At 70.8% G+C, this 11465-nt stretch carries 9 protein-coding genes; 8 read left to right on the top strand and 1 reads right to left on the bottom strand.

The annotated features are described in order from the left end of the window. The 7 genes from FLV34_RS05280 (at position 1) to FLV34_RS05310 (ending at position 8643) form a co-directional block, all read left to right on the top strand. The gene (locus FLV34_RS05280; RefSeq protein WP_168065878.1) at positions 1 to 1116 is read left to right on the top strand and encodes a glycosyltransferase; all 1116 of its coding nucleotides are present in this window, start codon (positions 1 to 3) and stop codon (positions 1114 to 1116) included. After that, positions 1113 to 2381, top strand: a complete 1269-nt coding sequence (locus tag FLV34_RS05285) for a hypothetical protein (RefSeq protein ID WP_142647392.1) — start codon at positions 1113 to 1115, stop codon at positions 2379 to 2381. The genes FLV34_RS05280 and FLV34_RS05285 overlap by 4 nt, the downstream gene beginning before the upstream one ends. A gap of 8 nt (positions 2382 to 2389) precedes the next feature. After that, the gene (locus FLV34_RS05290) at positions 2390 to 3529 is read left to right on the top strand and encodes a glycosyltransferase (RefSeq protein WP_147942499.1); all 1140 of its coding nucleotides are present in this window, start codon (positions 2390 to 2392) and stop codon (positions 3527 to 3529) included. Continuing rightward, the gene (locus tag FLV34_RS05295; protein ID WP_168065876.1) at positions 3526 to 4878 is read left to right on the top strand and encodes a lipopolysaccharide biosynthesis protein; all 1353 of its coding nucleotides are present in this window, start codon (positions 3526 to 3528) and stop codon (positions 4876 to 4878) included. Before FLV34_RS05290 ends, FLV34_RS05295 begins: the two co-directional genes overlap by 4 nt. 48 nt (positions 4879 to 4926) lie before the next feature. Then, on the top strand, positions 4927 to 6102 hold the full coding sequence (locus FLV34_RS05300; protein WP_142647389.1) for a glycosyltransferase family 4 protein: 1176 nt from the start codon (positions 4927 to 4929) through the stop codon (positions 6100 to 6102). A gap of 301 nt (positions 6103 to 6403) precedes the next feature. After that, positions 6404 to 7198: a bifunctional 2-polyprenyl-6-hydroxyphenol methylase/3-demethylubiquinol 3-O-methyltransferase UbiG gene (locus FLV34_RS05305; RefSeq protein WP_147942500.1), complete on the top strand. Its 795-nt coding sequence runs from the start codon at positions 6404 to 6406 to the stop codon at positions 7196 to 7198. Positions 7199 to 7386: 188 nt separating this feature from the next. After that, positions 7387 to 8643, top strand: a complete 1257-nt coding sequence (locus tag FLV34_RS05310) for a nucleotide sugar dehydrogenase (RefSeq protein ID WP_142647387.1) — start codon at positions 7387 to 7389, stop codon at positions 8641 to 8643. A 105-nt stretch (positions 8644 to 8748) separates the two neighbouring features. Here the strand turns inward: FLV34_RS05310 and FLV34_RS05315 are convergent, their stop codons facing one another. Continuing rightward, on the bottom strand, positions 8749 to 9561 hold the full coding sequence (locus FLV34_RS05315; RefSeq protein ID WP_261985664.1) for a peptidoglycan recognition family protein: 813 nt from the start codon (positions 9559 to 9561) through the stop codon (positions 8749 to 8751). Between the two features lie 457 nt (positions 9562 to 10018). Between FLV34_RS05315 and FLV34_RS05320 the strand changes: the two genes are divergently transcribed. Further along, positions 10019 to 11389, top strand: a complete 1371-nt coding sequence (locus FLV34_RS05320; protein WP_147942501.1) for an MFS transporter — start codon at positions 10019 to 10021, stop codon at positions 11387 to 11389. Positions 11390 to 11465 lie beyond the last annotated feature (76 nt).

An 11465-nucleotide genomic window follows, 5' to 3' on the forward strand; every position in this document is an offset into this window, starting at 1 on the left:
ATGCGCGGTGTCAATGTCTGTGAAGTAATAAAAACGCTCGATGTCGGGGGAGCCGAGGTGCTCCTCGTCGAGCGCCTGCTGGCCGCCTCGCGCCGGCAGGCGGGCCGTCCGGCCAATCGGTACACCGTGGTGTGCCTGAGCGCTTCCACCGAGGAACTGACCGGTAGGCTCCGCGCGGCGGGGATCGATGTCGTCGACCTGTCGTCCTGCCCCCGGCTGCTGCGTCCGGCGCGCCTCGTGCGGGAAGTCAGGCGCCTGCGTCCGGATGTGGTCAACCTGCACTCCCCACTGCCCGCGGCGCTGCTGCGCCCGGCGTCCCGGCTGTGGCACCCGCGGCCGATCCTGGTCTCGACCGTCCACAACGTGCGATACCGAACGGTGACGATGGCGCTGGACCGGGCGACCGCCTGGCTGGACAGCCGTACGGTGGCGGTCTCGCCCCAGGTGGCGCGTGCGCGGACCGGCAGGCGCGGGCGCGGTCTGTCCACCTGCGTCCACGGTGTCCGGGTGGCGGGGCAGCGCCAGTGGGCCGAGCGGGCCGCGGCCACGAGGCGCGAGTGGTCGGTTCCGGACGATGCCCTTCTCATAGTGAACGTCGCCAACTTCCACCCGCAGAAGAACCACCGGCTGCTCGTCGAGGCCGCTGCCAAGGTCGTCGCGGCCGAGCCGCGGGCGCTGTTCCTCCTCGCCGGGTCCGGGCCGCTGCGCGACGCGACGGCCGAGCATGTGTCCCGTCTCGGGCTGGACCGGGTGCGCGTCGTCGGGCACGTGCCGGAGGCGGGCAGGCTGATCGCCGCTGCCGACCTCCTGGTGCTCAGTTCCTCTTACGAGGGCCTGCCGGTCGTCGTCATGGAGGCGCTGGCGGCGGGGGTGCCGGTGGTGTCGACCGCCGTCGGCGGCGTGTCCGACCTGATCGAGACCGGAAAGAACGGCGTGCTCACCGTGCCCGGCAGCGCGGACGCTCTGGCCGGGGGCATCCTTCAGGCGTTGCGGCCGGACATGCGGGCCCGGCTGCGGGCGGGCGCCAGGGAGAGCGCGGGGCAGGTGGACATCGCCCGCGCGGCCGAGTGGTTCGACAAGCTCTACGGTGAGGTCTGCACGGGGACCAACGGGTGACCGCGGTGGAGTACATCATCGTCATCGCCGCCGCGGTGCTGCTCGTCGTGATGGTGCATACCGGTCTGGCGGCGCCGGTGGCGCGGCGTGCGCTGCCCGTGCTGCTCGCGGCCTTCGCCGTCCGGCTGGTCGTGCACGTCCTGGTCATCCGGTCCGACGGCCTTGATTACGGCGGCGACAACCTCGGCTACGAGCTGCGCGCCCTCGAGATCGTCGAGCTGTGGAGACGCGAGGGCCTCCATTTCGTCGGCCCCGGCGAACTCGGCTCGGTCCAGTCCGTGGCCGTGCCGTGCAACATCTTCGCGTTCGTGATGTACCTGTGCGGCGGACGGGCACCGCTCGCCTGCACCGCCGTCGTGGCGCTGCTCGCCTGCCTGCTGTGCGTCGTCGTCTACCGGTTCGCGCGCCTCGTGGGCGCCGACGAGCGGGCGGCGTTCCGGCTGCTCGTCATCACGGCGTTCCTGCCGGGGTTCCTGCTGCACACCTCCGACATGTTCAAGGACGGCTTCAACGCATTCCTCGTGGTGGCCTGCCTCGGGATCGCCGCCTCGAACCTGCAGCGTTTCGCGGTGCGCAAGGTGCTGACCCTCGGGCCGCTGCTGTGGGCCCTGTGGAATGTGCGCCCCTACATGGTGTTCATGTGCATGCTGCCGCTGCTGGTCGGCGTCTCCCGGATCAGGCGGGCGCTGTCCCCCCGGAGCCTGGTCGTCGTCGCCGTTCTGATGCTGCCGCTCCTCGTCGTGCTTCAGGGCGTCGACCAGGGGGGACCGTTCGCCGTCGTGCAGGACCAGCTCGACCGCGGGCAGTCGGAGCACGTACGGCTGGCGAACGCGGAGGGCGGGTCCGGCGTCGTCTTCGACGACGGTGGGAACGCCTGGAATGCCCTGGGGCCGAAGCTCCTCTACACGCTGTTGTCCCCGTTCCCGTGGATGGGCGGAAGCGTGGCCCTGCAACTCGGAAAGGTGGACACACTCCTGTGGTACTGGCTGCTCTACCATGCCTTCCTGGGCGCGCGCAGGCTGTGGCGGTACGACCGGAGATTGCTGCTGATCCTCCTGCTTTTCGTCGTCCCCGGCTCCATCGCGTACGCCACGACCATGGCCAACGTCGGCCTCATCTTCCGGCAGCGCATACCGATCGTCATGGTCACGAGCCTGCTCTCGGCCATCTCCTGGTCCAGGACCGGGCCGTACGGCCGCTCCGCCGCGGACCCGCCCGCGCCACGCGCCGCGGGCCCCGCTGACCCACTCGTACGCCGAAGCTGAGGTCGTCGATGGCATCTAGAGATGAAGGCAAGATCCGCCGGGTCGCGCTCCTCATCGGGCATCTGGGTCTCGGCGGCGCGCAACGGCAGTTGTGCCTGCTGGCCGAACGGCTGCGGGACAGAGGCATCGAGGTGCACGTCCTCGTCCTCTCCCGGGGCGGCCCGCACGAGGAGGACCTGCGCGCCACCGGCATCGACGTCCACCACCTCGGCTTCTCCCGCGGCTCCCGCGGTCCGGCGCTGCTGGTCAGGAACCTCGTGGCGTTCGCACGGATGGTCGCGCTGCTGAAAGAGCTGCGGCCGCAGGTGCTGCACGGCTTCCTGTGGGAGTGCTACCTCCTGGGGACCCCCGCCGCCCGGCTGGCACAGGTCCCGGTGATCGTCACCGCCCGGCGCACGCAGGGCTACCTGCGACCGAAGAAACCGTGGACCTCCGCCGCCGAGCGCATGGTGAACGCGATGAGCGACCACGTCGTCGCCAACTCGGCGGCCATCGCCGACGGCACCCGTGCCGTCGAGGGCGTGCCGGCTCACAAGGTGAGCGTGATATACAACGGGCTGCCGCCCTCGGCGTTCCACCTGGCCGAGCCCGAGCCCGTCGACACAGCGCTGCCCGTGGTGGTGTGCGTGGCTCGTCTCAGCGAGAACAAGGGGCAGCGGTTCCTCATCGAGGCGGCCGCCCTGCTCGCCCGGCGCAACCGGCCCTGCACCTTCCTGCTCGTCGGCGACGGCCCCGAGCGCGAACGACTGCGGGCGCAGGCGGACGCCGCGGGTGTGGACGTGCGCTTCCTCGGCTTCCGTCAGGACACCGACGGCTTGCTGGCCCGCGCCGACGTGGTGGTGCTCCCGTCGACGGCGGAGGGCCTGAGCAACGCCGTCATGGAGGCCATGGCGGCGGGCCGGCCGGTCGTCGCCACCGCCGTGGGGGGCACGCCGGAGCTGCTCGAGGACCGTGGCGTCCTCGTGGCCCCCTCGTCGCCGCAGGCTCTGGCCGACGCGATCGGCCGCCTTCTCGATGATCCCGTGCTCGCCGCCTCGGTCGGTGCGGCGGCCCGGGCCTGGGCATGGCAGAACCTCGACGTGGAGACCGTCACGGACGCGCACCTCGACCTGTACCAACGGCTGCTGGCGGCACGATGCGCGAGGTGACGCGGGCCGCGGACGTGGGCAGGCCGCCTCCCACGGCCGGTGGGGCGGACGTGAACGCGGATGTGAAGAACCTCCTGCGGACGATGGCGAGCCAGGCGGTCCCGCTGGCCTTGGCCGCGGTGGCGGGCGTGTTCCTCGCCCGCTGCCTGCAGCCCGAGGGGCGGGGCGTCTACGCGACCGTCACCACGACCGCGGGGATCGCGACCGTGCTGGGCCACCTGTCGGTCGGGAGGTCGCAGATAGCGCTGTGGCCACTCCTGGAGCGTCGCCGGCCCATGGCGGGCAACGCCGCGATCCTCGGCCTGGCGCTGGGCCTGACGTCCGCAGCGGCCACGCTCGGCGTGGTCACCGTGCTGTCCCTGGCTCCCAGTCCGGCCCTCATGGTCATGGCGCTGCTCGCTGTGCCGTTCGCGGTCGCCGTGGTCAACCTCAAGGGGATCGCGCTCCTGGAGGGCCGCGTCGGCCTCGCCAACAGGTCCGTCGTGACTGCCGCCGTGGTGCAGTACGTCCCGATACTGGTCATGGCCGTGACCGGGACCGTCACCCTGACCGCCGTGGTCGTGTGCTGGACCGTCTCCACCATCCTGCCCTTCGCGTTGTTCGTACGGCCACTCGGCCTCCCCACACCCGGCGATGCGGCGCTCGCCCGCAGGCAACTCGCGCTGTCCGGCCGCTATCACCTCGGGACGATGGCGCTTCACCTGCTGCTGACCGTCGACGTGCTGCTCCTGGGCGCTCTCGTGACTCCGGCGGAGGTCGGCCTGTACACGGTCGCCACCTCGTTGCTGTCGCTGTCCCGGGTGCCCACCGACGCGCTGGCCCAGATCACGCTGTCGCGCCAGGCGGTCAGGGACGAGGCGGACGCGCGGCACGTGACGGCACGGACGATCCGCCTCACCCTGCTGCTCTCCTGCGCCGCGGTCGGCGCGCTGGCGTGCGCCTCGCCACTGCTGGTCCCGCTCGTGTACGGCCCGGCCTTCGCGGCGAGCGTCACACCGCTGCTCGCCCTCGCGCCCGGCGCTGTCGCCTGGTCGCTGCTGCGGCCCCTGGAGCAGTACCTGGTGCGGCTGGGGCGTCCGATGAGGATGACCGCCATCGCCGCTGGCGCCCTCGCGTCGAACCTCGCCCTGAACGCCGTGCTGATCCCGCTGTGGGGGGCTCGCGGGGCCGCGTTCGCCTCCACCCTGAGCTACGGCGCGATGGTGGCGGTCGAGGTCGGCTGGTTCGCCCGGGCGGCCGGCCTCGGCGCCGCGGACCTGCTACCCCGGTTCGGGGACGCGCGCCGGGTGGTCTCGGCCCTGCGTGGCAGGCGGTGTGGGAACGCGTCGGCGGCCACCTCCCGCTCCTGAACGGCGGGGCGGAGGCACTTCGCATGAACCGATCGAGAAGAGGTCCACGTGCGTATTCTGCACATCGGATATCGGCTGCCTCCCGAGCCGGGAGGCAAGGAACGCCACATCGAGTGCCTCGTCAGGGAGGAGCTCGCCCTCGGACACGAGGTGCTGGTCGCCAGGCGGCTTGGCGACGTCCCCGCGGGCGCGCTGGAGGTGCCCCTGCCGCGGACCCTGACGGCTCGCGTGGTCGCGCGCAGGTCCGACCCCCTTGCCTTCGCCCTGGAGTGCGCCCGCGCGCTGCCGCGTCTCGGCCGGGTCGACGTCGTCAACCTGCACGGCGACCATCGGGAGGCGCTCGCGGTCGGCCCGGCCGCCGCACGGCTGGGCATCCCCCTGGTGCTCACCGCGCACGGTGCTCTGACGACGCGCCACAGGATGGTCATGCGATGGGCCTTCCGCCGCGTCGGCGGGTTCGTCGCCCTGGGCACGCGCCCGGCCGCCGACCTGCGTCGGGCCGGAGTCCCGGCGCGGGCGATCCGTACGCTGTCGAGCGGCCTGGACCTTCCGCTGCTGGACGCGATTCGCTCCCGGACCGCGGTGGAACCCGGCCTGATAGTCAGCGTGGGCTCTCTCCTGCCCGTGAAGAACCACGCCCTGACGATCGCGGCGTTCCGGCGGCTCAGCGCCATCCGGCCGGGGCTGCGCCTGGTCATCGCCGGCGAAGGGCCGGAACGGGACCGGCTCGAAAGGCTCGCCCAGGCCGGGCCGGGAGTGGAGCTCGCGGGCCACCTGCCCCGTGACGAGGTCGCCTCGCTGGTGAGCAGGGCACAGGTCTTCGTTCTGGCCTCGCGCAGGCTGCCCGCCATCGGAGAGGGTGTGCCCACGGCCGCTCTCGAGGCCCTCGCGCTCGGCACTCCCGCGCTCCTGTCTTCCGAGGCCACACTCGACCCGGTGGTCACGGACCATGGCGCCTATCGTGTCTTCCGCAGCGGTTCGGTGGACGACCTGACCGCCCACCTGCGGGTGATCCTGGACGATGACGCCGTACGGGCCGGGATGGCCGAGCGCGGGCGGCGGGCGACCGCGCACCTCGGTTGGCCGGACGTGGCCGCCCGAATCGTCGGCTGGTACGAGGAGGTCGGCCGCCGGGCCGGCCTGCCGTCCGGGCGCCGGAGTGTCGCACGTGCCGACGGGGACGGCGGCGGCGTACGCGCGGTGGAAGCCGGTGCACGCCGGTGAGGCCGCCGGGCCGGTGGGTCGCGCGGTGGGTCGCGCGGTGAGACGGGCGGTGAGACGGGCGCTGAGACGGGCGGGCAGTCGTTCGATGCGCCCCGGGATCGACGTGGTGGTACACGAAGCAGCCTGAACGGAGCGCCCGCGGCTGCCGCTCTCATTCCGGCACCCGCCTTGATCGCGTGAACTGCGCGCCTGCGTGCAATTCACGGGACGCCGCACTAGGTTCGTGTGCCATCAAGTCCGTCGCGGGGAGACGGGGAAAGACTCCGACCGGAGCACTTGGTGAAGAAATTGGGGGGCCTGAATGCCGGTAAGAATCACCTCCGACGACTGGACATCCGAGCGGGTAAAAGCATTCTGGGATCACTGTTATCGGCAGAACAATCGGGCGCTGACCTTCTCTGAACGAGTGGGCAGGGGAGTCGCGCGTTACCTCCGGGTCAACGGCCTGCTGCAGGGAGAGGTGCTCGACTACGGATGCGGGCCCGGTGCGCTCGCCGCGCAGCTGATCCGAGCGGGCTGCCAGTGCTGGGGATGTGACTGGTCCGAGGCCTCGGTCGAGGCGGCGAACAGGCTGCTCTCGGGCAGGAGAGGCTGGCATGGGGCGAGCCTCGCCGGAGACTCCCGCTCTGCTTACTTCAATCGCAAATTCGACCTCGTCACCTGCCTGGAGACGGTCGAGCATATTCCCGAGCACGAGGAAGAAGATTTCTTCGCCAATCTGCGGGACGCCGTGAAAGTAGGTGGGTCAATATTCTTGACCACCCCCAACGAGGAAGACCTGACTCTCGATCACAAGAACGTCTACTGCCCGTTCTGTGATTCTGTCTACCACCAGCGGCAGCACGTCCGATCGTTCGACAAGAACACTCTCGCGACGACGATCGAACGTCATGGATTTGTCGTCCGCTGGGTGACCGCACTGGATTTCAACTCGTATCAGGTGCCGGCCTGGCCGGGCATAGGAGACGTGAACCTGCGCTATCTCGCACGAGTCGCGGTTCGCACGCCCTTCAGCCCGATCACCGCTGTCCACCGCCGGTCACGCGGTAAGTTGCCGCACCTGTGCGCGGTCGCGACCAGGGTGCCGGCACTCTGACGACCGTGCAGTCGCCGGTACGCGGCGCGGGCGAGTCCGCGACGACCAATGTGGTGTGCCGGGCGAGGTCGATGACATTCGCGGTGGGGCCGAGCGGAGCAACCTCGACCTCACCGCCGCATCCAGGTGCTCGTGGACGTCACGGCTGAGGACGGCACATCGTGAAAGACAAGGGACGGGGGTCCTTGATGGAGAAACTGGTTGTGGTCGGGCAGGGTTACGTGGGCCTGCCACTGGCCATGCGGGCGGTACACGCCGGATTCGACGTGGTGGGCGTCGAGGTGGACGAGTGGCGGGTCAAGCGTCTCAACGCCGCCCAGTCGTACGTCGAGGACATCGGCGACGACGCGCTCGCGGCGGCGCATGCGACGGGTCGTTACCGGGCCAGCGCGGACTACGCGGATGCCGAGGGCTTCGACGTGTGCGTGATCACTGTGCCGACGCCGTTGACCGACGGCGTGCCCGATTTGAGCCACATCGCGGCGGCCGGCCGGTCGCTCGCCCCTTATCTGCGGCCGGGCGCGACCGTGGTGCTGGAGTCGACCACCTATCCGGGGACGACGGAGGAGTACCTGCGCCCGATTCTGGAGGAGGGATCGGGCCTGCGCGCCCCCGGCGACTTCCACCTCGGCTACAGCCCCGAGCGGATCGATCCCGGCAACACGCAGTGGCGGCTGGAGAACACGCCGAAGGTCGTCTCCGGTCTCGACGACGCCGCCCTCGCAAGGGTCCGCGCCTTCTACGAGGCCGTCGTCGAGCGGGTCGTCCCCGTGTCCTCGCCACAGGTGGCCGAGCTGTGCAAGCTTCTGGAGAACACCTTCAGGCACGTGAACATCGCCCTGGTCAACGAGCTTTCCATCTTCGCCAGGCAGCTCGGGATCGACGTATGGGAGGCCATCGACGCCGCCTCGACCAAGCCGTTCGGCTACATGAGCTTCACCCCCGGGCCGGGCGTGGGCGGGCACTGCCTGCCGATCGACCCGTCATACCTGTCCTGGAAGGTCAAGCGCAGCCTGGGGCACAACTTCCGGTTCGTGGAGTTGGCCAACGACGTCAACGACCACATGCCCGCGCACGTCGCCGACCGGCTGGTGCTGGCGCTGAACGACCGGCGTAAGGCCCTGAACGGCAGCCGGGTGCTCCTGCTCGGCCTGTCGTACAAGAAGAACACGGGCGACTGCCGCGAGTCCCCGGCGATCGAGGTGGCCAGGCACCTGCGCAAGCTGGGCGCGGACGTGCGCGCGGCCGATCCGCACGTCGACCTCGCCCTCGTGCCCGAGGGGGTGGCGATCGCCGAGGCGTCGCCGCGGGAGATCGCGGCGGCGGACGCGGTCGTGGTCCTCACCGACCACGACTGTTTCGACTACGAACTCGTCCAGCGCGAGAGCGCCTTCGTGTTCGACACGCGCAACCGCTGCCGGGGGCCGAACGTCGAGCGCCTCTGACCCGGCCGTACGCCACGGGCGGCTCCCCTCCGGAGGGGAGCCGCCCGTGCCGTTTCCGTGGGGCCTTGGTCAGCAGGCCAGGTCGGGTCAGTAGGCCAGGTCGGGTCAGTAGGCCAGGTCGTGCGGGCCCAGGGCGGGACCGTGCTCCAGCGGCAGGTCGCCGACGAGCACGGCATCCTGCGCCTGATCGCCGGGCAGCGCGAGCCGCGGAGGCGGGGGCCCGTCCCGCCCCCCGCGCTCGCCCAGGCGGCGCGCGACGTCGTCCCGCAGCCGGGGCAGGTACGCGTAGAGGCGGTCGCCCGGGCAGGCGGTCCGGTTGAGGTCGCGGTGGCCGATGATGGCCTTGTGCGGGTCGAGCTCGTAGACGTCGCACAGCCAGGCCAGCAGCGCGGTGAGCGCGGACAGCTGGCGGGCCGGGGGCAGGGTGGAGGTGTAGGTCCCCTCGGTCTCGATGCCCAGTGTGTGGTCGTTGTGGTCGGCCGCCTGCGCGCCCATCACGTGCTTGCCGGCCTCGACGGCAGGCAGCGAGCGGTTGCGGCCCTCCATGATGTATCCGCCCCGGCTGACGGTGAACTGCTCGCCGATGTCCTCCCAGCCGTTGTGCTTCATGTGGTAGCGCTGGATGGTCCGGGACAGCCGGAAGGCCGCGTCGAGGTCGGTCGCGTCCGTGTTCGCCGTCGCCGTGTGGTGGACGACGAGACGGTCGGGCGCGCGGTCGAGCACCTCGGCCTTGCTCCTGGGCGGATCGGCCTTCCAGTCCGACCGGGTGTAGACGCGCGGCGGACGCGGGCCGCCCCCGGCCCAGACCGGCGTTGCCGCCGCGACGAGCCCGCTCTGCGCGGTCAGCATCGCCGCCGGCAGGCACGCCGACCAAAGGAGCCCCGTCGAAAGAAACGCGCGGCGCGAGACCGCAGACATCCGTCCTCCCCGAGTGCGCGGGGCCCTCGGGGGGCCCTCGTACGGCGGGAGGCGGCATCGATATCCCCTTTCCCCGCCGCGGATATTCCTGCGAGCGAAAACCGGTCACATGTCAACCGAAATGTCCGTGCCATGCCGCGGCGGAAAACGTCGTAGTCCGGTCACAGAATGGCATGACCGTGATCGCGGGAATTTCCGAAATACTCCGCGTACCGGTCACGGGTGTGCTGACCATGCGCGATGGCGGCGAGTGGGGCGGAGGTCACGCGGACGAAACGCGGGCCCACCGAGAGGGGGGCCCATGTTAACCCGATGTTGCGTCCGTTATGCGTGTGGATTGCATGTTTCGCGGGTGCGGCACATGTAACGGCCGCACGGTCACCCATGGTCAAAGTGCGTAACGCGCTCTTCCTAGTTTCGGTTACCGGCCCCAGGCGACAAGGACGCAGGAGGAGCGATGACGGCGACGCAGGCGGCGCGCACGGCCCCGGAAGAACATCGGAAGGGCCGCTGGATCGGTGACTGGCGACCGGACGATCCGGTGTTCTGGGAGAGCACCGGCAAGAAGGTGGCCCGGCGGAATCTGGTGTTCTCGATCCTGGCCGAGCACCTGGGCTTCACGCTGTGGACCGTCTGGAGCATCGTCGCGGTCAAGCTCGGCGCCTACAAGTTCTCCACCGACCAGCTCTTCTGGATCGTCTCGCTGCCCAACCTGGTCGGCTCCACGCTGCGCATCCCCTACACCTTCGCGCCCGCGCGGTTCGGCGGCCGCAACTGGACGGTGGTCAGCGCGCTGCTGCTGCTGGTGCCCGCCGTGCTGCTCGCGGTGGCGGTGAACGACCCGGGCACGCCCTACTGGGCCTTCCTGGTGATCGCGGCGACGGCCGGGCTCGGCGGCGGCAACTTCGCCTCCAGCATGGCCAACATCACCTACTTCTACCCGCAGAGCCGGCAGGGCGCCGCCCTCGGCCTGAACGCCGCCGGCGGCAACATCGGCGTCAGCTCCGTGCAGCTGCTGATGCCGCTGGTCATCGCCGGGTTCGGGCTGGCCGCGGCCGGGTTGTTCTGGGTGCCCTTCGTCCTGGCCGCCGCGGTCGGCGCGTACTTCTGCATGGACAACCTCACCTCGGCCAAGGCCGAGCCGAGGGAGATGGCCAAGGCGGCCGGCCGGGCGCAGACCTGGATCATGTCGGTCCTCTACATCGGCACGTTCGGCTCGTTCATCGGCTACTCGACCGCGTTCCCGCTGCTCATCAAGTCGCAGTTCCCCGAGCACACCGCGCTGACCTCGCTGGCGTTCCTCGGCCCGCTGGTCGGGTCGCTCATCCGGCCGGTCGGCGGCTGGCTGTCGGACCGCCTCGGCGGCGCCTCGGTGACGTTCTGGAACTTCGCCGCGATGGCCGTCTCGGTCCTGCTCGTCTGGCAGGCCATGTCCGCGCACAGCTTCCCGCTGTTCTTCGCGGCCTTCATGCTGCTGATCGGCACCGCGGGCGTCGGCAACGGCTCCACCTACCGGATGATCCCGGCGATCTTCCGGGCGAAGGCGGTGGCAGGCGTCGAGCCCGGCACCCCCGCGTACGAGGAGGCGCTGGCGACCGGCAAGCGCGACGCCTCGGCGGCCATCGGGTTCATCTCCGCGATCGGCGCGTTCGGCGGGTTCTTCATCAACCGCGGGTTCGGCAGCTCCATCTCCGCGACCGGCGGCGCGGGGGCGGCGCTGGCGGCCTTCGCCGCCTTCTACGTCCTCTGCTTCGCGCTGACCTGGTTCTGCTACATGCGCACTCTCGGCGCGAAGACGGCGCCGAGCCTCGCGGCGGCCCGGGTCTGAGCCCGGCCACACGCACCCACTCGCGGGCGCCGGTCACGGCGCCCGCCTTTTCCGGACCGACGCCTCACAAGCGGCG

This window comes from Microbispora sp. CSR-4 (assembly GCF_008033685.1).
Lineage (GTDB): Bacteria > Actinomycetota > Actinomycetes > Streptosporangiales > Streptosporangiaceae > Microbispora.